General features: G+C 71.6%; 22 protein-coding genes and 2 pseudogenes. 4 read left to right on the top strand and 20 right to left on the bottom strand.

All coding sequences use genetic code 11. The features are described 5' to 3' along the window. The first annotated feature begins 12 nt into the window (after nt 1–12). Complete coding sequence (locus tag RKD20_RS31595; protein ID WP_424880673.1) at nt 13–357, top strand: MazG-like family protein; 345 nt, start codon at nt 13–15, stop codon at nt 355–357. 91 nt (nt 358–448) lie between these two features. Next, nucleotides 449–1,582 (top strand): M24 family metallopeptidase, encoded by a 1,134-nt coding sequence (locus tag RKD20_RS31590; RefSeq protein ID WP_424880672.1) that lies wholly within the window; start codon nt 449–451, stop codon nt 1,580–1,582. Nucleotides 1,583–1,668: 86 nt separating this feature from the next. Here RKD20_RS31590 and RKD20_RS31585 read toward each other — a convergent pair whose 3' ends face one another. The 3 genes and pseudogenes from RKD20_RS31585 to RKD20_RS31575 all read right to left on the bottom strand — a co-directional run. After that, nucleotides 1,669–1,983, bottom strand: coding sequence for a hypothetical protein (locus RKD20_RS31585; protein WP_424880671.1), 315 nt, complete (start codon nt 1,981–1,983; stop codon nt 1,669–1,671). Then, nucleotides 1,980–2,630, bottom strand: coding sequence for a hypothetical protein (locus RKD20_RS31580; RefSeq protein WP_424883508.1), 651 nt, complete (start codon nt 2,628–2,630; stop codon nt 1,980–1,982). Before RKD20_RS31580 ends, RKD20_RS31585 begins: the two co-directional genes overlap by 4 nt. 106 nt (nt 2,631–2,736) lie before the next feature. Then, a pseudogene (locus RKD20_RS31575) lies at nt 2,737–3,579 on the bottom strand (MFS transporter); the annotation flags it as partial. Between the two features lie 184 nt (nt 3,580–3,763). Here RKD20_RS31575 and RKD20_RS31570 point away from each other — a divergent pair. Next, complete coding sequence (locus RKD20_RS31570; protein WP_424880670.1) at nt 3,764–4,252, top strand: MarR family winged helix-turn-helix transcriptional regulator; 489 nt, start codon at nt 3,764–3,766, stop codon at nt 4,250–4,252. Nucleotides 4,253–4,312: 60 nt separating this feature from the next. On the opposite strand, the gene RKD20_RS31565 is transcribed toward RKD20_RS31570, so the two are convergent. The 7 genes and pseudogenes from RKD20_RS31565 to RKD20_RS31535 form a co-directional block, all read right to left on the bottom strand. Further along, entirely contained in the window at nt 4,313–5,437 is a 1,125-nt protein-coding gene (locus RKD20_RS31565) for an alpha/beta hydrolase family protein (protein ID WP_424880669.1), read from the bottom strand. 22 nt (nt 5,438–5,459) lie between these two features. After that, on the bottom strand, nt 5,460–7,007 hold the full coding sequence (locus RKD20_RS31560) for a class I adenylate-forming enzyme family protein (protein ID WP_424880668.1): 1,548 nt from the start codon (nt 7,005–7,007) through the stop codon (nt 5,460–5,462). Further along, on the bottom strand, nt 7,004–7,957 hold the full coding sequence (locus RKD20_RS31555; protein ID WP_424880667.1) for an aromatase/cyclase: 954 nt from the start codon (nt 7,955–7,957) through the stop codon (nt 7,004–7,006). Before RKD20_RS31555 ends, RKD20_RS31560 begins: the two co-directional genes overlap by 4 nt. Continuing rightward, complete coding sequence (locus tag RKD20_RS31550) at nt 7,954–8,211, bottom strand: acyl carrier protein (RefSeq protein WP_020115976.1); 258 nt, start codon at nt 8,209–8,211, stop codon at nt 7,954–7,956. The genes RKD20_RS31555 and RKD20_RS31550 overlap by 4 nt, the downstream gene beginning before the upstream one ends. A gap of 10 nt (nt 8,212–8,221) precedes the next feature. Next, nucleotides 8,222–9,463 (bottom strand): ketosynthase chain-length factor, encoded by a 1,242-nt coding sequence (locus tag RKD20_RS31545; RefSeq protein ID WP_424880666.1) that lies wholly within the window; start codon nt 9,461–9,463, stop codon nt 8,222–8,224. Then, nucleotides 9,460–10,732: pseudogene (locus tag RKD20_RS31540) on the bottom strand (beta-ketoacyl-[acyl-carrier-protein] synthase family protein). The gene RKD20_RS31545 and the pseudogene RKD20_RS31540 overlap by 4 nt, the downstream one beginning before the upstream one ends. A 16-nt stretch (nt 10,733–10,748) precedes the next feature. Next, a complete protein-coding gene (locus RKD20_RS31535; protein WP_424880665.1) occupies nt 10,749–11,219 on the bottom strand; it encodes a nuclear transport factor 2 family protein in 471 nt (156 codons plus the stop codon). Nucleotides 11,220–11,989: 770 nt separating this feature from the next. On the opposite strand from RKD20_RS31535, the gene fabG reads away from it, so the two are divergent. Continuing rightward, complete coding sequence (fabG, locus tag RKD20_RS31530) at nt 11,990–12,790, top strand: 3-oxoacyl-ACP reductase FabG (protein WP_359432976.1); 801 nt, start codon at nt 11,990–11,992, stop codon at nt 12,788–12,790. A gap of 81 nt (nt 12,791–12,871) precedes the next feature. Here the strand turns inward: fabG and RKD20_RS31525 are convergent, their stop codons facing one another. From RKD20_RS31525 to RKD20_RS31480, 10 genes are all read right to left on the bottom strand, one after another. Continuing rightward, nucleotides 12,872–14,071: a hydrolase gene (locus RKD20_RS31525; protein ID WP_424880664.1), complete on the bottom strand. Its 1,200-nt coding sequence runs from the start codon at nt 14,069–14,071 to the stop codon at nt 12,872–12,874. Nucleotides 14,072–14,096: 25 nt separating this feature from the next. Then, nucleotides 14,097–14,621: a flavin reductase family protein gene (locus RKD20_RS31520; RefSeq protein ID WP_424880663.1), complete on the bottom strand. Its 525-nt coding sequence runs from the start codon at nt 14,619–14,621 to the stop codon at nt 14,097–14,099. Further along, nucleotides 14,618–16,327, bottom strand: coding sequence for an NAD(P)/FAD-dependent oxidoreductase (locus RKD20_RS31515; protein ID WP_424880662.1), 1,710 nt, complete (start codon nt 16,325–16,327; stop codon nt 14,618–14,620). The genes RKD20_RS31520 and RKD20_RS31515 overlap by 4 nt, the downstream gene beginning before the upstream one ends. A gap of 91 nt (nt 16,328–16,418) precedes the next feature. Beyond that, nucleotides 16,419–17,060, bottom strand: a complete 642-nt coding sequence (locus RKD20_RS31510) for an antibiotic biosynthesis monooxygenase family protein (protein ID WP_424880661.1) — start codon at nt 17,058–17,060, stop codon at nt 16,419–16,421. Nucleotides 17,061–17,124: 64 nt separating this feature from the next. Next, a complete protein-coding gene (locus RKD20_RS31505) occupies nt 17,125–18,036 on the bottom strand; it encodes an MBL fold metallo-hydrolase (RefSeq protein WP_424880660.1) in 912 nt (303 codons plus the stop codon). 373 nt (nt 18,037–18,409) lie between these two features. Continuing rightward, nucleotides 18,410–18,601 carry an acyl-CoA carboxylase epsilon subunit gene (locus RKD20_RS31500; RefSeq protein WP_424883371.1) on the bottom strand — a complete coding sequence of 64 codons (192 nt, stop codon included), beginning with the start codon at nt 18,599–18,601 and terminating at the stop codon, nt 18,410–18,412. 41 nt (nt 18,602–18,642) lie between these two features. Then, nucleotides 18,643–20,187 (bottom strand): acyl-CoA carboxylase subunit beta, encoded by a 1,545-nt coding sequence (locus RKD20_RS31495; protein WP_424880659.1) that lies wholly within the window; start codon nt 20,185–20,187, stop codon nt 18,643–18,645. A 91-nt stretch (nt 20,188–20,278) separates the two neighbouring features. Further along, a complete protein-coding gene (locus RKD20_RS31490) occupies nt 20,279–21,772 on the bottom strand; it encodes a cation:proton antiporter (protein WP_424880658.1) in 1,494 nt (497 codons plus the stop codon). A 185-nt stretch (nt 21,773–21,957) separates the two neighbouring features. Next, nucleotides 21,958–22,740: an AfsR/SARP family transcriptional regulator gene (locus RKD20_RS31485; RefSeq protein WP_028807432.1), complete on the bottom strand. Its 783-nt coding sequence runs from the start codon at nt 22,738–22,740 to the stop codon at nt 21,958–21,960. A 1,156-nt stretch (nt 22,741–23,896) separates the two neighbouring features. After that, nucleotides 23,897–24,484: a hypothetical protein gene (locus tag RKD20_RS31480; protein WP_424880657.1), complete on the bottom strand. Its 588-nt coding sequence runs from the start codon at nt 24,482–24,484 to the stop codon at nt 23,897–23,899.

Below are 24,484 nucleotides of genomic sequence, written 5' to 3'. Positions count from 1 at the left end.
AAGCTCCTCCACATGAGTGATCACGGCACGCCCTCCCCCGACCTCTGGAAGTCGGTCGACGCCCTGTGGACCTGGCTGGAGACCGATCAGCCGGTGAGCGGCCGTGAGGGCCTCCTCCTGCGCATGCTGAAGCTCTCCGAGGAGGTCGGCGAGGTCTCCGAGGCCGTCATCGGGGCGATCGGCCAGAACCCGCGCAAGGGCGTCAGTCACACCTGGGAGGACGTGCAGGGCGAGCTGTGCGACGTGGTGATCACGGCGCTGGTGGCCCTGCGCACGCTGACGCCGGACACGCGGGAGGTCTTCCACCGCCATCTGAGCCGAGTGACGGAACGTTCGCTGGGGCACGGACCCGGCTGACTCCGTCACCCGGTCGGCCTACGCCCCCGGGCCCCCCGCACCCCGCTCCTCCGAGTATGAACCGGACGACGGCAGCGGCCGGAGGAGCCTCATGAACGACACCCCCGCCCCTTTTCCCGCCCCTTTCACGGAACAGGACTACGCGGCTCGTATGGCCAGGGCGGTCAGGGAGGCGTCCGGAGCCGGTCTGGCGGGACTGCTCATCACCCCCGGCCCCGACCTGATCCGGCTGTGCGGCCACCGGCCCACCGCGACGACGGAACGCCTCACCCTCCTCGTCCTCGCCCCGGGATCGGAACCCCGTCTGCTGGTCCCGTCCCTGGAACGCCCCGACGCGGAGGCGACTCCGGGCGCGGACGCCGTCCGGATATCCGACTGGCGCGACGGCCAGGACCCGTACGCGGCGGCCACCGGCCTCCTCCTGCCCAGCGGCCGCTACGGCGTCTCCGACACCACCTGGGCGGTACACCTCCTCGGCCTCCAGGAGGCCCTGCCGCTCACCACCTACCGCCCTCTGTCCGTCGTACTCCCGCTCCTGCACGCGGTGAAGGACGACCACGAGGTGGCCCGCCTCGCGGCGGCGGGAGCGGCGGCGGACGCGGCGTACGAGGAGATCCTGTCCGTCCGCTTCACCGGCCGGCGTGAGACGGACGTGGCCGCCGACCTGGCCCGGCTGCTGCGCGCACACGGCCACAGCGAGGTCTTCACGGCGTTGGCGTCCGGCCGCGACAGCGCGGACCCGCACCACAGGACGGGTGAACGGACGCTCAGGAAGGGCGACGTGGTGGTCCTGGCCTTCGGCGGCCTGAGGAGCGGCTACAGCTCGCACACCACCCGCACGCTCCACGTGGGCGAACCGACGGCGGAGGAACAAGCGGTCCACGACACCGTCCGTACCGCCCAGCGGACGGCCTTCGAGGCGGTGGCTCCCGGTGCGACCTGCCAGGAGATCGACCGCAGGGCACGCCGGGTGATCGAGGACGCGGGCTACGGCGAGTACGCCACCGAGGGCACCGGCCACGGCGTCGGCGTCCTCCCGCACGAGCCGCCGTACCTCACCGAGACCGACGCGACCTGCCTCGTGCCCGGCATGTGCTTCTCGATCGGGCCGGGGGTGCGGCTGCCGGGGCGGTTCGGGGTGCGGGTCGCGGATGTCGTGACGTGCACGGAGGACGGGGGCAGGTGGCTCAACGAGGCGGACCGGGCGCTGGCGGTCGTGGAGTGAGCGTTCCGTGCCGTGCCGGGTCAGGACGTGGCCGGGCCCCGGATCCGTCGGGGGTGGTCGGATCCGGGGCCCTGGTGCGGTGGCGGTCAGGCGATCTGCTGGAGCTTCGGGACGATGACGTGGCGGACGTGCTCCTGGACGGTCTGCATCGGGACGCGCCGCGCCTCCAGCACCACGGTGCCGTGCGGAGCGGCGTGCTCGCGCACCGGCGGACGGGACTCCCACTCGACGCCGCTGCCGACCAGGACGGCGATGAACCGGCCCGTGTCCAGCAGGGAGAGCGCCTCCTCGTCACGGGTCACGCCGACCGCGCTGAAGCCGCCGGCCTCGATGATGTCGGTGGAGGCGTCGACCAGGTGCTGCTCACGGCCGAGGACCAGGACGTTCTTCTCGTTGCTCATGCTGTCACCTCGGCGGACTCGGGGGTCTCGGCGGCCGCGTCGGCGGGCCGCGAGTGCTTGGGCAGGGTCAGGAAGCCGGCGGCGGCGATCACCAGGATGCCGGCGTCCAGCAGCAGGACGGTACGGAACGCGGAGGAGTAACTGACCGAGTCCGCGCGGGCGATGGCCCCGCCGAAGGCGGCGGCGACCTTCGGGTCGTTCTTACGGCAGTCGGCCGGGACCTCGCTCGGGTCGACCGAGTCGGCGCGCTGCCGCACGCAGCTGCGGAAGTCGGCGAGCAGCTGGTCCTGGGAGGTGGCGCCGGCACTGCTGAGGGCGGACTTCAACGTCGGGGCGGCCTCGTCGGCCGCGTCGCCGGACGCGCCCGCGACCTGGGCGAAGAAGATGACGCCGGTCAGTGCGACACCGAGCGCCATTCCGAGCTGCTGGACGGTGTTCAGCAGGCCGGAGGCGTTGCCCGCCTGTTCGCCGGGGACCTGGCCGAGCAGCAGGTCCAGGGTCGGCGCGACGATCAGGCCGAAGCCGACGCCGGAGACGATGTGCACGGGGATGATCTGCCAGGACGCGAGGCTGTGGCCGTAGTGGGCGACCAGGACGGAGAAGGCGACGAAGCCGATCGCGTTGACGATGCCACCGGCCACCAGCACGTTGCGGCCGAACTTGGGGACCAGCTTGTCGGGGGCGTTGCCCGCGCCCGATGCCCACGCCGATGGCGAAGGTGGCGGCGGTCAGCCCTGCGTGCATCGGCGTCCAGCCGAGGCCCTGCTGGAGGAAGAGCGTCCAGACGAAGAAGAATCCGCCGACCGCGATCCAGAACAGGAACCACACCGCCATGCCGATGGAGAACGAGCGGGAGCGGAACACCCCGAACTCGACCAGCGCGGAGCCGACCTTGGCGAAGCGGCGCTTCTCGTAGGCGAGGAAGACCGCGAGCAGCACCAGGGCGCCGGCGATCATGCCGTAGGTCCAGGCCGGCCAGCCCAGGCGGCGGCCCTCGGTGAGCGGGTAGACGAGCAGCGCCACGGCGGCGAGGGCCAGTGGCATGCCGAGCAGGTCGAGCTTGGGGCGCTGCGGGGCGCGGGACTCGCGGATCACCAGGGCGCCGGCGATCAGCGCCGCGATCCCGACGGGGACGTTGACCAGGAAGATCGGGCGCCATTCCCAGCCGAAGAGGTTCCACTGCACGACCACGCCGCCGAGGGCGAGGCCGAAGACCGCGGAGGAGCCGGTGACCGCGCCGAACACGGCGACCGCCTTGCCCCGCTCGCTCGGCGGGAAGATCACGTGCAGGATCGCCAGGATCTGGGTGACCATCAGGCCGGCCGCGGCGCCCTGGACGAACCGGGACACGATCAGCATTTCCGGGTTGACCGCGACACCGCACAGCAGCGAGGCGACGGTGAAGGCGGCCATGCCGGTCAGGAAGACACGCTTGCGTCCGAAGATGTCACCGAGCCTGCCGCTGAGGATCAGCAGGGCGGCGAAGGAGAGCACGTACGCCGCGATGACCCACTCGATCTGGGCGTAGTCGGCGTGCAGGTCGCGCTGGATGCTCGGGACGGTGACGTTGACGATCGTCGTGTCGACCAGGTCCATGAATCCGGCGATCAGGACGACGGCGAAGGCCAGGCGGCGCTTCGGGTCGGGTGCGGTGCCACCCGCGGCTTCCTGCGGCGGGGCGGCGGGAGCAGATGCGGAGATGTCTTGGGTCACGAAGCAAGTATGCACTTCTAGTGACTATCCCTCAAGGTGATAATTCCTCGGAGGTATTATGGCGGGCGTGAGTACCCCATCGATGTTCGACCACCCCGCCTGCGTGATGACCCACCTCAGCGCCCATGTGCAGGAGCAGCTCGTCGACGTGCTCGCCCCCCTGGGCATCCACCCCCGCCAGTTCGGCCTGCTCGACCTGCTGATCGACAAGGACGGCCTCAGTCAGCACCAGCTCGCCGGACCGCTGAACGTGCACCGCAACGTGATGGTCGGCCTGGTCGACGAGCTGGAGCGGCGCGGCCTGGTGGAGCGCCGCCGCCATCCCACCGACCGCCGTGCCCACGCCGTCCATGTGCTCCCGGCCGGCCGCGAGCTGCACACCGAGGCCGAGTCCCTCATCAGCGGCTTCGAGACCCGGCTGCTCGGCGGGCTGGAGCCGGAGGAGGCGCGGCTCTTCGTCACCCTGCTCAAGCGGGTCTTCGCACACGCCGGACTCGCCGGGGATCTGCACCCCGGGCTCCTCACGTCCGAGGGTGCGCTCGCGGAGAGCCGCTGACCGACGCCGAGGGCCCGTCCGCCGGTGCCTCCGGCGGACGGGCCCCTGGTGAGCGGCCGGTCAGGCGCGGTCGGCCAGCCGCTCGGTGACCAGGTCCGCGGTGCGCAGGGTGTAGGAGTTGATCAGGTTGAGGCTGGTGTGCGCCTCCCTGGGGTGCACCTCGAGCGAGTGCCGGCCCGACCACGCCCGGTCGAGGTCGTACAGCCCCTCGATCGGGAAGATGTCGTCCAGCGCGCCGCAGATGCTCAGCACCTCGGTGGCCGGCGCCTGGCCGGGCTCGATCGCCAGCTCGTCGAAGCGCGGTTGCAGGTCGGCGCCCGGCCCGGCACCGAAGGCGAACCGGAAGTTGTCCTTGAGCCGGCGCGGCAGGCCGTCGAACTTGGCGATCACCGGCCCGCCGCCGAAGTTGACGACGCATCGGAAGTGCTCCCCGAGCCCCCGGGCCACCCGCAGCGCCAGGTAGCCGCCGAAGCTGATGCCCGCGAAGGCCAGCCGGTCGGCGTCGATGCCCGGCTCGGTGCGCAGCGCGTCCAGCAGCTCGGCGACCACGGGCTCCATCTCCGCCAGTACCGGGGTGCGGCCCAGCCGCAGCCCCTGGCCCGGTCCCTCGAAGAGCACCGCGGCGATCCCACGCTCCAGGTAGGCCTCGGCCAGCGCCACCACCTCGACCTCGGTGGCGGAGTCCAAGCCGTTGGAGAGCACCACCGCGGGCAGCGGCTCGCCCGACGAGCGCATCGCCTGGGTGCGCAGCACCCAGTAGCCCGCACCGGTGCCGGGCAGCGATCCCTCGGTGACGTCGAGGTCGGTGCCCGCCAGACTGCCCAGGAAGCAGTCCCGGATGCGCTGCCGCAGCCGCTGTTTGACGGTCCGGTCGTCGAAGTACTGGAACTCCGCCCAGTGGTAGGCCGCCGCGGCACCGCGCAGCGCGCGGCTGCGCCCGGCCACCGTGCCGGACGCCTCGGCGAGGGCGGTGTAGCTCTCCGCCCGGTCGGTCCAGCGCTCGCGCCAGTGGTTCCAGAACCCGGCGGAGGCGAGGTCCAGGTCGTCGGTGGGGAAGCCGTCCAGGGCCGCCGCGATGTCGCCCCAGTGCACCTGCGGGGCGTAGCGCGCGTTGAGGAACATCAGCCGCGGGAAGAGGTAGCCGAGCGCGCGGTACATGTGCTCGGGGACCCGAAGGCGTTCCATGGGCTCACTCATCTCCGTGTGTTCATTCATCGGAGCCGCCCTTCAGCAGTACGACCCGGGCCGGGTCGACGGCCGCGGCCACCTCGCCGCGCATGATCTTCCCGTTGGCGCTGCGGGCGAACGGCTGCGGGGTGGCCCAGGTCCGGTCGGGCCACTTCTCCGGAGCCAGCGCGCGGCGCAGTTCGGCGGTGACGAGCTCGCGCAGCTCCTCCTCGCCGCGCTCGCCGACCGGGCCGCACAGGCAGGCGACCGGCAGTTCGTGCGGGCCGTCGGGGTTCGGGAGGCCGACGAGCACCACCTCGTCCGCGCCCGGGGTGTCCGCGAGCACCGCCTCGATCTCCTCGGGGTAGATGCGGTGGCCGTTCTCACTGAGCAGCACCCCGGCGAGCCGCCCCTTGAGGACCAGGTCGCCGTCGGGGCTCCACTCGGCGAGATCGCCGGTGCGCAGCCACTCGCCGACCGGCTGGAGCACACCGGTGCCGACGTCCACGTAACCCTCCATCACCGAGTCGCCCCGGACGCAGATCTCGCCGACGCCGTCCGGGTGGCCGGGCACCGGCTCCAGGCGCACCTTCAGGGAGTCGTCCGGCCGGCCGATGCAGTAGACGTGCTTGAGGTAGCGGGCCTCGGCGTGGCCCTGCTCGACCAGGAAGCAGAACGGGCCGTAGGTCTCGGTCAGCCCGTAACCCTGGATCCAGTCGCAGCGCAGCAGTGCGCGGCCCTGCTCCAGCACCGCCCGGGGGACGGCGGCGCCGCCGTAGGAGACCACCCGCAGGCAGGACAGGTCGTCCTCGCCGGTGGCCGCGGCGGTCACGAACTGCTTGAGCGCCACCGGGCGAAGCGCCAGGTGGGTGGCCCGGTGGCGGGCCACCTGGGCCGGCCACTGCGCGGGGTCCGGGGTCTCCGGGAAGACCACGGTGGCGTCGTGCAGCAGCGCGCCGAAGGAGTTGATCACACCGGTGGTGTTGTTCATCAGGCCGGTCATGAAGATCCGGGCGGTCGGGCCGTAGCCCATGGTCCGGGTGACCCAGCCCACCCTGGTGACGATGTGCGCCTCGTTGATGCTGATCGCCTTCGGCTTGCCGGTGGTGCCGCTGGTGAACAGCATCAGGAAGTGCTCCACCGGCTCGGGGTGAAGCACCTCCACCTCCGCCTCGGGTGCCTCGCCGGTGGGGAACGGCAGCTCCACCACGGTGGCGCAGCGCTCGCGCAGTACGTCCAGACCGGCCCGGTCGCGCTTGAAGTGCAGCACCACGTCGGGTTCGGCGGCGTCCGCGATGGCCAGCCACTCGGGCAGCGCCGCCGCCTGCAGGCCGTAGGGCATCAGCAGCCGCAGGCCGAGCGAGCTGGCCGCGGCGAGGAAGAACACCGCCTCCGGGCCGTGGTCGAGCAGTGCCAGCACCCGCCGGCCCGGGGTCAGGCCAAGGTCGAGGAGGGCCGCCTGGGTGCGGGCCACCTCGTTGCGGACCTGGCGCCGGGTCAGCGAGCGTTCGCCCGCGACCATGCACACCCGGTCGGCCCCGTCGTCCGGTGACAGCGCGAGTCCGACCAGCTTCGGCGTCGAGGTCATGGGCGCCGCACCACCGATGCCGCGTACGCGCAGGCCGCCCCCATGGTGGCGCGGCTGTTGGCACCCAGGGTGTCGCGGACGTGGGCGCACGCCTGGTCGAGGGTGGTGCCCGCGCCGAGCACCCGCTCCACGGCGGCCGGGTCGACCGCCACGGTGTGGTGCGAGACGATCGAGGTGCCGCCCGCCGACTTCTCGAACTCCCACAGGCCGCTGTGCCCGGACAACAGGGCGGGCAGCACGGTCTGCTTGTAGGAGATCCGCTCGCCCGGCACGCACAGCCGGACCGAGGCGGTGGTGTGGGTGTGGCCGTCGGAGGTGACGGTGTCCATCTCCATCCGCTGCACTCCCGCCGGGTCCTCGGTGAGGTCGACCCGGCCGACATGCGGCAGCCGCTCGGGCCACAGGTCCGACCGGTGCACGAAGTCGTAGACGTCGGCCGGGTCCACCCCCGGCTCCTCCATCCGGTCGCTGAAGGACAGGACCAACCGCTCCGGCGGGTACGGGCGTTCGGCGAACTCGCCGATGGCGGCCAGCTCCTCGACGCTGTTGCGGTCCACCGCCTGCGCGATCCACTCCAGCGCCTGGGGGTTGTCGTCGACGGCGGTGAAGGTGTGGGTCAGCACGATCCGGGTCCGGCCGTCGTCGGCCGGGTGGAAGGACCAGTCGCCGGACATCGAGGCGACGGGCGCGGTGGAGCCGTCCTGCCGGAAGGAGATGCGCAGGGTCCGCGGGTCCAGGGTGCGGCGGGAGGTCCAGGTCGCCACCTTGCCGTTGGTCTGCGCCCACAGCTCGATCCGCTCGTCGGCGCCCTGCTGCTCGATCTGCCGGGCCCGGATGCACGGCCCGAGCAGCACCGGCCAGCGGCTCACGTCCGCGACCAGCGCGTACAGCCGGTCGGCGGGGGCGCGCACCACCCGGCTGTGCTCCATCTCTCGGGTGAGCGGACTCATGCGGCCGCGGCCTCCTTCGCGGAGCGGACCAGCTCGGCCAGATCGCGCGGCGTGCGGGCTTCGAAGAGCAGCTCGTCCGGCACCGACACACCGAACTCGCGCTCGATCGCGGAGGCGGTCTCCATCAGGGCCAGCGACTCGTAGCCGAGCTCGTCGAAGGAGGTGTCGGCGAAGTCGGCCTCGGCGGAGGCGGACTCGGGGGCGCCCGCGCTGGCGATGATGATACGGCGGATCTCGTCCACGGTGATGTTCACAACTGTCTCCTCAGGAAAGGTCGTTGGTGGCGTCGGCGTCCCAGGCACGGATGACGACGGCCGAGTTGAAGCCCCACAGACCGCGGGCGACCACGAGCGCGGTGCGCACGTTCGCCTCCCGGGCCCGGTCGCGGACCAGGTCGATGCCGTACTCGGCGGGTACCTCGCGGGTGCCGGCGGTCGGCGGGATCACGCCGTCGCGGATCGAAAGCAGCGCGGTGGCGACGTCCAGCGAGCCGCCGCCCGCGTAGGTGCGGCCGGAAGCGGCCTTCGGTGCGGTCACCGGCACCGCGCCCGGGCCGAACACCTCGCCCAGCGCGGCCGCCTCCGCCCGGTCGAGTTCGGGCACCCCGACCGCGTCGGCGAAGACGACGTCGACCTGGCCTGCCGTCACCCCGGCGTCGGCGAGTGCCGCCTCGATGGTGCGGCGCAGCGCCGGGGGCCGGCCGGAGCCCGGCGCGGGGTCGAAGCCGCTGGCGTAGCCGGCGATCTCGCCGAGGATGTCCGGGGCGCCGCGGCGCAGTGCCGCCTCGGCGTCCTCCAGGACCAGCAGCGCGCCGCCCTCGCCGGGGACGTAACCGCCGGCGTCCCGGTCGAAGGGCAGGTAGGCGCGGTCCGGGTCGGTGCCTGTGGCCAGCCGGCCGCCCGCGATCTGCGAGGCCCAGCCCCACGGGTCCAGCGCGGAGTCCACGCCTCCCGCGACCACCAGAGGGGTGCCGCGGCGCACGGTGCGCCGGGCGTGGCCGAGGGCGTCCAGGCCGCCGGCCTGCTCGGTGACCAGGGCGCTGGAGGGGCCGCGCATGCCGTGCCGGATGGAGATCTGACCGGCGTTCACCGCGTAGAACCAGGCGAAGGACTCGTAGACGCTGACCGTCTGCGGGCCTTCGGTCCACAGTTTGTGGAACTCCCGGTGGGTGAACTCGAAGCCGCCGAGCGCGTTGGCGGTGACCACGCCCATGTCGTAGTCGACCAGACTGGCCGGGTCTACCTTGGCGTCCTCCAGCGCCCAGCCGGCCGCGACCAGCGCGTACCGGGTGGAGACGTCGGTCTGCGGGAGCAGCCGGTCCGGCAGGTGGTCGGCGGCCTCGAAGCCGCGGATCTCGCCCGCCAGTGTGGCCGGGTACTTCGCCACGTCGAAGCGGGTGAGCTCCCCGAGCCCGTGCCGGCCCTCGCGGGTGGCGGCCCAGTACGCCTGGGTGCCGAGACCGTTGGCGGCGAGCGCCCCGATCCCGGTGACTACGGTCCTGGTCATTCCCTCTCCCCCGTCGGGCGCTGCAACACCATCGCGGTCTGGAAGCCGCCGAAGCCGCTGCCGACCGTCAGCACGGTCCGTACGTCCCGTTCGCGCGCGGTCAGCGGTACGTAGTCGAGGTCGCACTCGGGGTCGGCCTCGTGCAGGTTGGCGGTGGGCGGCACCACGCCGTTCTTGATGGCGAGCGCGCAGGCGGCGATCTCCACCGAGCCGATGGCGCCCAGCGAGTGGCCGACCATGGACTTGATCGAGCTGACCGGGGTGCGGTACGCGTGGTCGCCGAGGGCGCGCTTGACCGCGGCGGTCTCGTGCCGGTCGTTCTGCTTGGTGCCGGAGCCGTGGGCGTTGATGTAGTCCACGGCGGTCGGGTCGATACGGGCCTGGTCCATGGCGACCCGGATCGCCTCGGCCATCTCCCGGCCGTCCTGCTTGAGGCCGGTCATGTGGTACGCGTTGCAGCGGGTGCCGTAGCCGGTGACCTCCGCGTAGACCGGAGCGCCGCGGCGCCGGGCCGACTCCAGCGTCTCCAGGACGAACACCGCGGCGCCCTCGGCGAGCACGAACCCGGTGCGGGACCGGTCGAACGGGCGGGAGGCGGTCTCCGGCTCGTCGTTGCGGGCGGTGGTCGCCTTGATCGCGTCGAAGCAGGCCACCACGATCGGGGTGATCGGGGTGTCGGTGGCGCCCGCCACGATGACGTCGGCGGAGCCCTCCTGGATCAGCTGCAGGGCGTGCCCCACGGCGTCCAGGCCGGAGGTGCAGCCGTTGGAGACCAGCGACACCGGCCCCTCCGCGCCCACCTTCCACGCCACCTCGGCCGGCATCACGCTCGGCGCCAGGTAGTCGAACATGTGCGGCGACAGCCACTCCTCGCTGTCCACCAGCCAGTTGCGGCCGGAGTCGGACAGCACCAGGTACTCGCGCTCCAGGCTGGTCGCGGCGGCCACCGCGCTGCCCAGGGTGACGCCGATGCGTGCCGGGTCGATGCCCGCGAAGTCCAGGCCGCTGTCCTGCACGGCCTCCTGGGCGCAGACCACGGCGAACTGGGTCGCCCGGTCCATGCGGCGGATCTCCCGCTGGCTCAGCCCCTCCCACACCGGGTCGAAGTCCGCCTCGCCGGCGATCTGCGACCGGTAGGGCGACGGATCGAAGAAGCTGATCCGCCGGGTCGCGGTGCGGCCCGCGGTGAGCAGATCCCAGAACTCCTTGGTGCCCCCGGCCGCCCGGGGCGCGTACGCCGATACCGGTGATGACCACTCGTCGGCTCATCACAACCCCCTCTCTCTCAGAAACCGTCGTGGTCGACGAGCCGCTCCTGGTTGCGCAGCCGCCCGTCCTCGCGGACCAGGACATCGCGCACCACACAGCTGCGGACCATCTCGGGACCGTCGCCGGGGCGGGTGGTCAGCACCAGCGCGTAGCAGGTGCTGCGGAGCCGGCCGTCGGCCGGCTGCTCGACGTCGACCATCGTGAACAGGTGGCGCCGCTGCTGCGCGTCCGCGGCCAACCGCTCGCGCACCTCGTAGAGGTCGGACAGGATGCCGGCCCGGGTGCGGGCGGGCTCCCGGCCGGGCGTGTGGCCGAAGACCGCGTCGTCGGTGAACGTGTCGGCGTACTCCTCCACCTTGCCCGCGTCCAGCGCCTGCATCTGGCGCGCGTAGTACTGAAGAACCTCTGCGTACAACTCGGCGCTGACGCCGGTCGACTCCATCTCCTCGAACCCCTTCACCCGGCCGTTGTTGCGCTCAGTCTTCAATCGCGCCCAAGAGCCCCGGTCGAGACCGGCTCAACGCCCCCGCGATCATCACGGGGCCTCGAAGGGGCTGGGGTGGGCACTCGGCTGGAGAGCCGCCCGCGCGAGGGTCGAGGCGGATACCTCGTGCGCGACGCGCGGACGAACGCCCCCGCGATCACCACGGTCGCCTCGCAGCGACTGAGGCGGGCGCTCGCCGAGGCACCGCCCGCGCGAGGCCGGGACCTCGGGCCCGACGCCAGGACGAACACCCCCCACCATCACCCCGCTCGCCTCGCAGCGACCGGCGGCGGGCGCACACCGAGGCACCGCCCGCGCGAGGCCAGGACCTCGAACCCGACGCCAGGACGAACACCCCCCACCATCACCCCGCTCGCCCCGAAGAGACCGGCGGCGGGCGCACACCGAGGCACCGCCCGCGCGAGGCCGGGACCTCGGGCCCGACGCCAGGACGAACACCCCCCACCATCACCCCGCTCGCCCCGAAGAGACCGGTGCAGGCACACGCCGAGACGCCACCCGCGCGAGGGGCGAGGCTGGTACCTCGTGCGCGACGCCAGGATGCCCTCCACGACCGCCGCCGTCGCCCCGAAAGGACCGGTGCAGGCACACGCCGAGACGCCGCCCGCGCGAGGCCGGGACCTCGGGCGCGACGCGAGGGCGGCGGAGGTCCTGAAGGAGACGCGGCAGCCGCGCTCGCCGGGCACGGGGCCGTCCCGGGGCTGGAGCAGGGCTCGACCGGGGCGCGAGTCGCGACGGCGACCGTGGGGGGCATGGACACATCGACTTCCACCGCCACCGAGCGCCGGGTCGCGCTGGTCACCGGTGCCACCAGCGGCATCGGCCACGAGATCGCCCGCACCCTGGCCCGCCAGGGCCACGCCGTCTACCTGTGCGCCCGTACCGACAAGACCCTCGAGGACACCCTCGCCGAGCTGCGCGCCGAAGGCCTCGACGTCGACGGCAGCACCTGTGACGTCACCTCGCCCGAGCAGGTGCGGGCGCTGGTCGCCGCCGTCGTCGAGCGGTACGGGCGACTCGACGTGCTGGTCAACAACGCCGGCCGGCCGGGCGGCGGCGCCACCGCCGAGGTGCCCGACGAGCTGTGGTTCGACGTCATCGACACCAACCTGAACAGCGTCTTCCTCGTCACCAAGGCCGCACTGACCGGCGGCGGCATGCTGGAGCGCGGCACCGGACGCATCATCAACATCGCCTCCACCGGCGGCAAGCAGGGCGTGGTGCACGCCGCGCCGTACACCGCCTCCAAGCACGGCGTGGTCGGTTTCTCCAAGTCGCTGGGCCTGGAGCTGGCCAGGACGGGCATCACCGTCAACGCGGTCTGCCCGGGCTTCGTGGAGACGCCGATGGCCGAGCGGGTGCGCGAGCACTACGCCGGGATCTGGGGCGTGGACGAGCAGGAGGCGCACAGCCGGATCACCACCCGGGTGCCGCTCGGCCGCTATGTGGAGCCGAGCGAGGTGGCCGCGATGGTCTCCTACCTGATCTCCCCGGGCGCCGCGGCGGTCACCGCGCAGGCGCTGAACGTCTGCGGCGGCCTCGGCAACTACTGATCGGCCCCTTTCACCTGTAATGCCCGGGTGCCGGGACCTCGGTCGAGGTCCCGGCACCCGGGCATTACAGGCTTGCGGCAATCAGACCTTGAGCACCTGGTCGACCCAGCCGCGGGCGGCCGGCTCGAACTGCAGCGCCACATGCGTGGAGATGGCGGTGACATCCCGCCACAGCCGCTGCATCGGGCCGGAGACCGCCTGCCCCCGGGTGCCGGACTGACGGAACAGCCGGTCCACCGCGGTCACCGAAAGGTCGACCGCGAGGGCGCAGTCCCGCAGATTGCGGGTGGCTTCCAACGGGCCGGCGACGGCGCCCTCGTCGGCCAGCCGGGCAGCCCGCCCCAGCAGCAGCCGGGCCGCGTCCACCTCACCGGCCGAGCGGGCCAGCGCCTGCTCGGCGGAGGCTCGTACGCCCTGCACCCCGGTGGTGCCGGGCAGACGGGGGGCGTTGCCGACCTTCTCCGCGAAGTACGCCGAGAAGGTGCGGACCATGCCGAGCGCGGCGCCGACCGCCGGTGCGGCGAACATCAGGCCGTTGACCGCCTGGAGCGGGGCCCGGTGGCAGGCCGCCGCCACCCCGCCCCAGGCCGCGCTGGTGCGCCCGGCGAACAGGTCGGCCCGGTCGAAGGAGAGGTGCTCGGGCACGAACACCTCGTCGAGGACCAGGGTGTTGCTGCCGGTGGCGGCCATGCCAACGCTGTGCCAGGTGTCCTCGACGCGGTAGGCGGAGCGCGGCAGCGCGAACAGCCGCGCCTCGCTGCCCGTCCCGGTCTCCACCAGGCCGCACATCAGCGCCCAGTCCGAGTGGGAGACTCCGCTGATGTACGGCCAGCGGCCGCTCACCAGCCAGCCGCCGGGGGCCGGCGCGGCGGTGCCGAACGGCGTCACCGACCCCACCAGCACCGCGTCCGGGCCGGCCGCCCACACCTCGGCCTGGCCCTGCTCGGGCAGGAACGCCCCCGCCATCCGGGCGATCGAGGCGATCAGCGAGGCGCACCAGGAACTGGCCGGGCACTCCTCGGCGATCACCTCGACCGCCTCCACCAGTTCGGTGAAGGAACCGGCGGTGCCGCCGACGGCCGCGGGGGCGAAGTGCCGGGCGAATCCCGCCCGGACGATCTCCCGCAGTACGGCGGGATCGACGTCGCGGGCCCGTTCGGCGGCCTCGGCACGGCGGCCGGCGACGGGGGCGAGGTCGGCCGCGGCGGTGAGCAACCCGGTGCTGGGTGCACCGGTGGTCATCCCGGTGGTGGGTCTGACGGCGGCTGCGGCGGTGGGCATTTGTCTTCTCCTCACTAATCGGTGCTCAGGAGGCGGCCGGCAGCCGGTGGAAGGTGTTGCGGAAGAAGGTCAACGGCCCCTCCTCGCGCTGCACGGCCAGGTCGATCACCTCGCCGATGACGATCACGTGGTCGCCGCCGTCCACCTCTCGGTCGATCCGGCACTCCAGATAGGCGAGCGCGTCGGAGAGCACCGGCACACCGCTGATCCCCGGCCGGGTGTCGGCCTCGACGGTGTGCCGGGTGTGCCGGCTCGCGAAGGACCGGCACAGCTCCTCCTGGTCGGCGGCCAGGATGTTCACCGCGAAGGCGCCGGTCCGCCGGAAGAGCGGCAGTTCGCCCGAGTCGTTGTGGATGCAGACCAGGATCAGGGCCGGGTCGAGCGAGACCGAGGTGAAGGAGTTCACCGTCAGTCCCACCGTCCGCTCGGCACTGCCGGTGGTGATCACGGTGACGCCGGTGGCCCAGTGGGCGCACACGCTGCGGAACGCCTGCGGGTCCACCAGGGCCGGGTCCTGCTGCAAAACACTCGCCGCGCGGTGCTCGCTCATGCCGCACCGTCGAGCAGCGGGTCCACGAACAGGCCCTGGCTGCCCTCGGAGATCTCCTCCGCCTGGGCCAGGGTCAGCAGCACCGGCCCGGTGTACAGACCGTCGCGCTGCCAGTCGCCGGGACGCAGGCTGATCGCGTACGGGTTGACCGGCACCTCCGGGTCCAGGCCGGCGTCGAGCTTGCGGGCGGCCCGGTGCAGGACGGCGACCGCCAGGGCCTCGGCGACCCGGACGTCCCGGGCGAGCTCGGCGGCCAGTTCGTCGTCGGTGTAGTCGACGACCAGGGTGGCGTGGCTGTCCTTGATCGCCTTGGCCGGCACATAGGCGGCCGCGGGGCCGTCGGTGACGACCTTCTCCAGCTCGTTCCACTCGCGGAAGACCTGCTGGACACGGTCGTTGAGCGTGAACAGCTTCTCGAGGTCGCCGCGTACGCGCCGCATGAACCCGTAGTCCAGGAAGCGGTCCTTGACGAAGGTCAGCACCACACCGACGTGGTTGAGCATGGCGTCCCAGCACAGCTTCGGCACCATCACGGCGGGGTTGCCGAAGGCCGGGTAGTGGTCCTCGACCTTGGAGAGCACGAACTGGAAGGTGCGCAGGTGGAGTTCGTTGTAGAACTCCAGCCGCTCGGTGATGTCCTCGCCCGCGAAGTCCCGGGTGACCAGGTCGGTGGTGACGCTGTTGCCGTAGCCGATCATGTCCGAGCCGGGAGAGTAGAAGGCGTCCGCGAAGGCGCCGGCCTCGCCGACCAGCATCCAGCGGTCCGGCGAGTACACCCGCTCGGTGCCGAAGGCGAAGTCCCTCAGGCTGATGAAGTCCGCGACGTCGCCGGTGCGGCCGTCGACCACCTCGGCCAGCTGCGGCTCGTTGACGCGCAGCCACTCCTGGACCTTCTCGAAGGTCTGGATCCCCTCGTACGGGTGGACCCGCGGGTCCGCGCAGACGCCGACCGAGATGTGGTCCGAACCCAGCGGGATCAGCCACACCCAGTAGCCCTCGCCCATCAGGTGGTTGGTGGAGAACTTGCGGATGCCGGGGCGGTTCATCCGCTCCATCCACCCCGGGTTGTCCCTGCCCCACTCCTCCAGGTCGATGCCGCCGGTGAGGCGGAACCAGGAGGCGTTGATGGTGTGCGCCACCTCGCGGGCGAGGTTCAGCTTCCGCTGGACGAAGTGCGCGCGGCCGGCCGCGTCGACCAGCCAGCGGGCGGTGATCGTCCGCTGCTCGCCGCCCTGGGTGTACGTCACCGTGTGGTCCTGGTCGCCCTCGCGCAGTTCCACGTCGGTGATGGCGGCGCCCTGACGCAGGTCCGCGCCGGCGTCGAGCGCCATCCGGGTCAGCTCGTTCTCGAACCGGCCGCGGTCGATCTGGTAGTTGTCGTGGGCGGGGAAATCCCGCGGGCCGAGCTCGATCCGCCGGGTGAGGTCCTGGTTGCCGCCCGCGGGCTGGAAGAACCGCAGCCCGTTCTTCTTCAGGTGGAACTTCTCCAGGTGCTCCTTCATCCCGACGGTCTGTGCGAAGTAGTGCGCGCCCGCCGGCACCGTCGACTCGCCGACCTTGAACGCCGCCTCCGGCGCCAGGCCCTGCCGTTTGTCGAGGATCACCACGTCCGTCTCCGGCCGGGCGTTCTTGAGCTGGACCGCGAGCGTGAGACCCGCGAGCCCGCCGCCGAGGATCACCACATCGGTCGTAGCCTGATCCACCATCGCTCCTCCTGCTGATAACAAGTCGTCAAGAAGTCTGTGCGGGCGCTCTCGCGGCCCGCTCAAGCCCGCGTGGAAGCAGTGGTCCGCCGGTTCACACCGGTTCGGCGGCCACCTCGGCGACCACCTCGAACAGGCCCGGATTGGCGGTGGCGTACGGCGGGTTGACGGCCTTGCGGGCCTGGAACTCCGGGTCGGCCTGCAGCGCCTTCCACGCCTCGACGCTCGCGTAGTGGGCGACGTTCACCAGGGGCAGCGAGGCCTCGCCGACCGCCTGGTGCATCCGGAAGTCGACGAAGCCCGGTGACTCGCTGGCCCGCTCGGCCCGAGGCCGCCAGGCGTCCAGGAACTCCTCGACCCGCTCGTCCGGCAGCTCGAAGGCGTTGACCATGGTCACGCCCGCGCCGTCCGCCCGCTGCCCGGAGGCGACCTCGCCGATCACCCGGTAGACCCCGCGGTGGACGGTCCTGGCGTACTTCTCCGCGCCCGGGCCGCCCCGCTCGCCGGCCGCCGCGGCGGCCAGGTCCGCGGTGCTCGCCCAGTCGGCGACGGCGACCAGCGGGAAGCGGTGGTCGGTGCGCAGGGCCTTGTGCAGGCGGGCACCGCGGAAGCCGGGTGCGGTGCGCAGCAGTTCCAGGTGGGCGCGCCAACCCGTGATGAATTCCTCGGTGTTGTCGACCGGCGCTTCGAGCACCGCGATCAGGGTGACCGGGCCGCTCTCGTCCTTCGTGCTCATTGGTGAGTCCTCTCCCCGTGGGAAACGTCGTGTCGTCAGGCGTAATGAGGTGGAAGTCGTGGCGTCAGGCGTGGCAGGCGGGGAAGCCGCCGTGCAGCTCGGCCATGCCGCGGACCATCTCGTCGATGCCGGCGAAGTCCTCCGGGCGTCCGCCGCGGAGTTCGCCGTAGGCGCGGTACAGGTTGGGCACCAGCCGTTCGGTGTCCAGGTAGTCGGCGAACTCGCCGAGGTCGGCGGCGCGGGCCGCCTCCAGCGGGTCCAGTCCCTCGGCCAGGCCGGCCTTGGCGAGGTCCAGCAGCCAGGCGAGGTAGCGCTCGGTGGTGTCCAGCAACTCCGGGCCGCCGACCGGGCCGTGGCCGGGTACCACGGTGGCCGCGTCGAGCGCCCGCAGCCGGGCCACCGCGTCGCGCAGACCGCTGACCGAGCCGGTCAGGACGAACGGGGTGACGGCGTTCATCACCAGGTCGCCGGCGAACAGCACCCGGCGCTGCGGCAGCCACGCCACCGTGTCGCAGGAGCTGTGCGCGGGGCCGAAGGCGCGCAGCAGGACCTCCTGCTCACCGATGTGGAGCGTGAGCTCACCGGCGAACGTGACCTGGGGCGCGGCCGGTTCGACCGCGCCCCAGTCCACGTCGGGCCACAGGCTGGTCAGGTGCAGTCCGGTACGGATCGCCTCCTGCCGGGTCCGTTCGGCGGCCACCACGACCGCTTCCGGGAAGAGGTGGTTGCCGAAGCTGTGGTCGCCGTGCGAGTGGGTGTTGACGAGCAGCCGCGGGAGCTGCGGCGCGGTGCCCGCGACCAGCTCGCGCAACCGTCTGGCCCGGGCCTCGGTGGCGGCGGTGTCGATCAGCAGCGCGGTGCCGCCGTCGACCACCAGCCCCGCGTTGTTGAGGCACCAGCCGCCGTCGGGCTGCAGGAAGGCGTGGACCCCGTCGGCGATCTCTTCGAGTCTCGGTGCACCGGTGAAAGCTGCCATACGGCCACTGTCGTCCGGCACACTCGACGGCCACTCGAAGCGCCTCTGATCACCAGGCCAGCCGCCGGCTGTGCCCGGGCCGGAACACAGCGGTGCGCTCCCGGCGGCACCGGCGGGCAGCACCTAGCCCGGACGGCCCCGACCCTCAACACAGGCCGCCCCACGGTCACCGGGCCAGATGCCAACTGTGCCTGGGCCGGAACCCGGCGGAGCGCTACCAGCGATATGAGCGAGCCGTGCCGGGCCCGGACGGACTCGACCGCCCCTCAGCAGCGCGGGCCACCACGACCGCCGGCAACGCCACCGTCTCCCCGGACGCCAGCCGCCCACGCACGACCCGCAACTCAGTCAGCCCCAGGGCGGCGACCCCGGGTCACCGAGCCAGACGCCAGCTGTGCCCCGGCCGGAACCCGGCCGTACGCTCCCAGCGATACCAGCGCGCGGCACCGGGCCCGGACGGCCCCGACCGCTCCCCGGCAGCATTTCGGGCCGCGGCCACCGCCACCAGCGCCGCAGTCACCGCCGCCACCTCCTCCGGCGTCGGCCGCCCACGCACGATCCGCACCACGGGCCGCACCACGGGCCGCTCCTCGGCGGCGGGCCCGGTCACTGGGGCGGGTTGCCGTGCTTGCGCATCGGCAGGTCGGCGTGCTTGGTGGCGAGCATCTCCAGGCCGCGGACGAGTACGGCCCGGGTTTCGGCCGGGTCGATGACGTCGTCCACCAGGCCGCGCTCTGCGGCGTAATACGGGTGCATCAGCTCGGCCCGGTACTCCTCGGTGCGTGCCCTGCGTACCGCCTCCGGGTCCTCGGCGGCGGCGATCTCCCGCCGGAAGATCACGCCCGCGGCACCGTCGGCGCCCATCACGGCGATCTCGTTGGTCGGCCAGGCCAGCGCCAGGTCCGCGCCGATGGAACGCGAGTCCAGCACGATGTAGGCACCGCCGTACGCCTTGCGCAGCACCACGGAGATCCGTGGCACCGTCGCGTTGCAGTAGGCGTACAGCAGCTTGGCGCCGTGCCGGATGATGCCGTCGTGCTCCTGGTCGACGCCCGGCAGGAAGCCCGGCACGTCGACCAGGGTGACGATCGGGATGTTGAAGGAGTCGCAGGTCTGCACGAACCCGGCGGCCTTCTGCGAACTGTCGATGTCCAGCACCCCGGCCAGTGAGCGCGGCTGGTTGGCGACGATGCCCACCGCCCGCCCGCCGAGCCGTGCCAGGGTGCAGATCACGTTGGTCGCCCAGCGCTCGTGCACTTCGAGGTGCACCCCGTCGTCGACCAGTTCCTCGATCACCGCCCGCATGTCGTAGGGACGGTTCCCGTCGCTGGGCACCAGCTCGTACAGCGCCTCGCCGCGCCGGTCGGCCGGGTCCTCGGTGAACACCCCCGGCGGTTGCTCCCGGTTGTTCTGCGGCAGCAGGGACAGCAGATAGCGCACCTCCTCCAGGCACGTCTGCTCGTCGTCGTAGACGAAGTGCGCCACGCCCGACAGCTCCGCGTGCACATCGGCGCCGCCGAGGCCGTTCTGGGTGATCTTCTCGCCGGTGACGGCCTGGACGACGTCCGGCCCGGTGATGAACATCTGGGAGCTCTCGCGGACCATGAAGACGAAGTCGGTCAGCGCCGGCGAGTAGGCCGCGCCGCCGGCGCACGGGCCGAGCATCACCGAGATCTGCGGGATCACCCCGGAGGCGCGGGTGTTGCGCTGGAAGATCCCGCCGTAGCCGGCCAGCGCGGAGACACCCTCCTGGATCCGTGCGCCGGCACCGTCGTTCAGCGACACCAGCGGGGCGCCCGCGGCGATCGCCAGGTCCATGATCTTGTGGATCTTCTGGGCGTGCGCCTCGCCCAGCGCACCGCCGAACAGCCGGAAGTCGTGGGCGTACACGAACACCGTGCGGCCCTCCACGCTCCCCCACCCGGTGATCACACCATCGGTGTGCGGACGGTTGCCCTCCAGCCCGAATCCGGTGGCCCGGTGGCGTCGTAGCGCCTCGACCTCCTGGAAGGAGCCCTTGTCGAGGAGTACGGCGATCCGCTCACGCGCCGTCAGTTTCCCCTTGGCGTGCTGCCGTTCGGTGGCCGCGGGACTGGGCCCGTCCAGGACGAGCTGCTTGAGGTCGTGCAGTGTGTCGACGCTCCGGCGCATCGGACTCGCCTGACTCGTCGGACTGGTTATGTCGTGATCACTCATCAGATCCCCCGTCTTCCTTGCTCGTTCCTCATGGCTCTCGTGGCTCTCATGGCTGACGTGTCCCGGCCGTTCCCTGAGCCTGGGTGGGGACTTCGACCGGGAGCAAGCCGCCTCCAGGGGTGTGCGAGAGCCGGTCGAGCCGCAGCAGACGCAGCATCGGGTCGGTCGCCACGGTGGTCACCAGGGTCATCACCACCAGCACCGCGAACAGCCGGGAGTCGATCACCCTCAGCGACAGACCGACGTTGAGCACCACAAGCTCCGTCAGGCCGCGGCAGTTCATCATCACGCCGAGCCCCAACGACTCCCGGTTGCCCTCACCGGCCAGCCGGGCCGCCGCGAACGTCCCGCCGATCTTGCCGGCCACCGCCACCAGCAGTACCAGGGCCAGCACGCCGAGCGCCGAGAGCGAGAACACCGACTGGAGCCGGGTCTGCAGACCCACCGCGGCGAAGAAGAACGGCAGCAGCAGCCACAGCGCCAGGCCCTCGGTCCGGTGCGCGAAGTCCCGTACGGTCCGGGAGGAGCGCGGCATCACCACACCCGCCAGGAAGGCGCCGAAGATCGCGTGCACCCCGAGCACATTGGTGGTCACCGCGCAGATCAGCACGAAGAAGGTGATCAGGGTGCCGACCGGCAGCGCCCCGCTGTGCCGGCTCTCCAGCACCCGCAGCACCTGCGCCAGCGCCGGGCGCACCGCGAACCACAGCACCAGGGTGAAGGCCAGCACCTCGGCCACGGCGACCAGCACGCCCAGCGGCGAGTCGCTGCGCACCTCGGCGACCACCACGCCCAGCGCACACCAGGCGGTGACGTCGCCGACACCGGCCATGGCCAGGCCCATCGCGCCGAGCCGGGTGCCTATCAGGCCGCGGTCGGCGAGGATCCGGGCCAGCACCGGGAACGCGGTGACCGACACCGACAGCGCCACGAACAGCAGGAACGGCCCGGTGTGCACTCCGTCGGGCTGGTACTCGTCGCGCAGTCGCAACGCGGCCAACATGCCCAGCAGGAACGGCACCGCGAGCGCCGCGTGCCCCGCGGAGAGCACCTTGCCGCCGAGCCTGCGCAGCATGGTCAGCGGCATCTCGAGCCCGATCAGGAACATGAAGAAGACGACGCCGACCTGCGCCAGGTTGTTCATGATCGGCGTCACCGCCGCGGGGAACACCTCCTTGGAGAGGCCGGGGGCCAACTCCCCGAACACCGAAGGCCCGAGCAGCAGGCCGGCCAGGATCTCCCCGACGACCGGCGACTGCCCGACCGCGCGAGCCGCCAGCCCCAGCACCCCCGCGGCCGCGACCACGACGGCCCCGGCCACCAGCACCTGCCCGACCAGATCGGCCGGCTCGCTCACCTTCGTCGCGCCGGTGATCTCCTTCACCGGATGATCGACGCCGTACCTCAACAGCAGCAGCGCCAGCGCCAGCGGTACGAGGACCAGCAGCCCGTAGGTGATCACGGCACGGGCGGCGCTGCGGGAGTGGGGTGGATCGTCTTGCGGTTCGCCCGAGAAGTTCAAGGATGGATCACGAGTCATGGCCAGGGTTCTCCTCACAGAACGATGGCTAAGTCACCACTCCGGAGCAGCCGGAACGGCATGGCGCGACCGCCCCGGGCAGCCGCGTACCGGCCAGGGACGGAGCAAGGCTCCGTCCCTGGTTGTCGGTTGTCGGTTGTCGGTTGTGGGGTGTTGAGGTCGGGTGTCGGGTAGGTGTCGCCGGTTCAGCCGGTGCGCAGCAGGGTGGTCACGGAGCCGCCGTGCGCCCCTTTGAGCACCTCGGCCTGAAGCCGCTGCACGTCCGGGGCCGGTTCCAGACCGAGCTCGGACTTGAGCACCCTGCGCAGGTCCTGGTACGCCCGCAACGCCTCGGCGCGGTAGCCCGCGGCGCGTAGTGAGTCGATCAGCTGGGCGTGCAGCCGCTCGTTGAGCCGGTGCTCCGCGACCAACGACCGCAGTTCGGGGATGAGTTCCTGGTGCCGGCCGAGCCGGGCGTCCGCCTGGATGCGCAACTCAAGCACGCGCAGCCGCAGTTCGCACAGGTGCGCCCGGTGGATCGTCAGTTCCGGCCCCAGGTTGATGTCGGCCAGCGCATGCCCGCGCCACAGACCGAGTGCCTGCCGCAACCGCTCGGCCGCCTCCGCGACATGCCCCTGCCGCCACAGACAGCGGCCCTGCTCGGCCACGGTCAGGAAGCGTTCGGCGTCGGTCCCCCCGGTGCGCAGGACGTAGCCCGGCGCCTTGGTGACGATGTCGCAGCGCCGGTCACCCTGCGGTATGGAGTCCAGGATCCGGCGCAACTGGTAGACGTAGGTCTGCAGCGTGGTGGCCGCACTCCGCGGCGGCCGGTCGTCCCACAGCTCGGCGAACAGGGTGTCGGTGCTGACCACCCGGTTCGCGTTGAGCGCCAGCAGTGCCAGCACCGCCTTGACCCGCGGCGCGGTCGGCGCCAGGTCGCGCCCACCCGCGATGACCTCCAATTGTCCTAGCACATTGATCGTGACCACGATCTTTTCCCCCGTCCACAGTTGTCTTGTTCCCCGTCGATGCGGAATCGATTCGATTTCAACCAATTACTCCGTCGATCCCGCAGAGGCAACAATGCCTTTTTACCCGACCGGACGCCAGGACCTCTCAAGCCCACCTCGAGACATGCTTGAGCGCTGAAGATTATCTAAGTGCGACGCGGGCACTCCTTTAGATAGTGCCGTCACGGAACTCCACCAGCACTTAGTAAAATCGGGTACGTCGATTGTGAATTTCCGGTTGCCGGTAGGAGCACTTGCCCAGGAGCCGCAACACTGGCACGTATCAGGTGATATGCCATCATTTCGATGCTCCCGCTTCCGCTTCTGTGCAGGTGGGCGCACCTGCCGAGGCCCCGCAGTGCCAGCCCCGAAGCCGCCCACCCTCAAGGACACCGGGATCGAAGCCTCGAGTGTGTGAAATGGCACACTCGGTCCGCACACTCCAATAAGCGGAAAGAAGAATTCCACGTCTCGGCATGATTGCCCGCTCCGCCGAGGATTTCCGGATCACCCCGACTTCCCGATTGCGGGGTAGATACAGATGGCAAGCGCTTGAGCCTCGCCGCGCCGAGTGGACAGACGAGTCGGGCTGTATGCCGGGCCTGTAGAGATCTCCTCCGACAGCGGCGAAAGGTACGAGATCGGGACTCCTGGCTGGACGAAAACGCGACGACCCCGGGGGCCCGCCCGAGCTCGCTGAGCGGACCGCCCGTCTCCCGCCGATCCGCTCACGGCGCGGCCGACAACGCCGCAGGGCGGACAAGCTTCATGGCGCCGAGGGCTACGACTGCGACCACGCGCGGCGCTGGTTACGCTCGCGTGGAATGACGCCGCGGATCACCCGCAAGGGCAAAGACTCCAGCCAACAGCCGGCCCGGCACGTCTGGGCGTCGGAGACGTCGGAGACGTCGGAGACGTCGGAGACGATGTGCGCCGAAGGTTTGAAGTAGCCGTACTGGCCTGGCGGCTGGCGCCGACTTATTGGACAGCCGTGATCTTGGTGCCCTGGTGTGGCGTTGCCGCCTGCCGTGGCGCTCAGACTGTGGATGCCGACCTTGCCGGTGTCCCAGTCGGCCGCACCCGGGACGGTGGCGGTCTGACCTTGCGCGATCCCGATCCCGATCCCTGTATCGCCTCAGCCCTGCTGGACGTTGGTGATCTCCACGGAGAGCTCCGTGCTCGCCGAAGCGGTGCTGACCAGTGACGGCGTGTAGCTGAGCCTGGTCCGGTTCGTCAGCTCGGCGGTCTGGATCACCGGTCCGGACTGGTCGCCGTGGATCTCGTAGGTGATCTCGTAGACGGCGTCCGGGTCGAGATCCCCACTGCTGCCCAGGTAGGTGAGTTCCGGTTCCACGGTCACGTTGCAGCCCGCTGATCCGAAGCACTGCCGCGCGGTGGTGCGCAGGTCGATCGAGAAACTGTCAGCGTCGACCTGGACGTAAGTCGGTTCCGGGTCAGGCTCCATGACGGGGCTGACGGCGTCCGCGTCCGGGACGCTCGGTGCCGCGACGCCGGCCGGTTTGCCGTCGTCGCTCGTGGACCGCACGGCGACCACGCCTGTGGTGACGATCGCGGCGATCACGGCGGCGGCCGAGCCGATGACGATCGCCCTGCTGCGGTGTCTCCTCGGCGAAGTCAGTATCTGGGGCGGCGGGAAGGCGGGTGGTGGCGGAGTGGTGGGCGGTGGCGGAGTGGCGGGCGGTTGCGGAGTGCTGTCGACCAT

The organism is Streptomyces sp. SLBN-8D4 (assembly GCF_049739545.1).
In the GTDB taxonomy this organism is placed as follows: Bacteria; Actinomycetota; Actinomycetes; order Streptomycetales; family Streptomycetaceae; genus Streptomyces; species Streptomyces canus_C.
This window is presented reverse-complemented; position numbering and strand designations above follow the sequence as displayed.

Coding starts and splice junctions, on each gene's coding strand:
- RKD20_RS31495 (WP_424880659.1), bottom strand. CDS start 20,187: ATGCGCCGGAGCGTCGACACACTGCACGACCTCAAGCAGCTCGTCCTG.
- RKD20_RS31585 (WP_424880671.1), bottom strand. CDS start 1,983: ATGAGCAACGAGAAGAACGTCCTGGTCCTCGGCCGTGAGCAGCACCTG.
- RKD20_RS31560 (WP_424880668.1), bottom strand. CDS start 7,007: ATGACCTCGACGCCGAAGCTGGTCGGACTCGCGCTGTCACCGGACGAC.
- RKD20_RS31515 (WP_424880662.1), bottom strand. CDS start 16,327: ATGGTGGATCAGGCTACGACCGATGTGGTGATCCTCGGCGGCGGGCTC.
- RKD20_RS31490 (WP_424880658.1), bottom strand. CDS start 21,772: ATGACTCGTGATCCATCCTTGAACTTCTCGGGCGAACCGCAAGACGAT.
- RKD20_RS31590 (WP_424880672.1), top strand. CDS start 449: ATGAACGACACCCCCGCCCCTTTTCCCGCCCCTTTCACGGAACAGGAC.
- RKD20_RS31595 (WP_424880673.1), top strand. CDS start 13: ATGAGTGATCACGGCACGCCCTCCCCCGACCTCTGGAAGTCGGTCGAC.
- RKD20_RS31565 (WP_424880669.1), bottom strand. CDS start 5,437: ATGGAACGCCTTCGGGTCCCCGAGCACATGTACCGCGCGCTCGGCTAC.
- fabG (WP_359432976.1), top strand. CDS start 11,990: ATGGACACATCGACTTCCACCGCCACCGAGCGCCGGGTCGCGCTGGTC.
- RKD20_RS31520 (WP_424880663.1), bottom strand. CDS start 14,621: ATGAGCGAGCACCGCGCGGCGAGTGTTTTGCAGCAGGACCCGGCCCTG.
- RKD20_RS31555 (WP_424880667.1), bottom strand. CDS start 7,957: ATGAGTCCGCTCACCCGAGAGATGGAGCACAGCCGGGTGGTGCGCGCC.
- RKD20_RS31480 (WP_424880657.1), bottom strand. CDS start 24,484: ATGGTCGACAGCACTCCGCAACCGCCCGCCACTCCGCCACCGCCCACC.
- RKD20_RS31510 (WP_424880661.1), bottom strand. CDS start 17,060: ATGAGCACGAAGGACGAGAGCGGCCCGGTCACCCTGATCGCGGTGCTC.
- RKD20_RS31525 (WP_424880664.1), bottom strand. CDS start 14,071: ATGCCCACCGCCGCAGCCGCCGTCAGACCCACCACCGGGATGACCACC.
- RKD20_RS31505 (WP_424880660.1), bottom strand. CDS start 18,036: ATGGCAGCTTTCACCGGTGCACCGAGACTCGAAGAGATCGCCGACGGG.
- RKD20_RS31545 (WP_424880666.1), bottom strand. CDS start 9,463: ATGACCAGGACCGTAGTCACCGGGATCGGGGCGCTCGCCGCCAACGGT.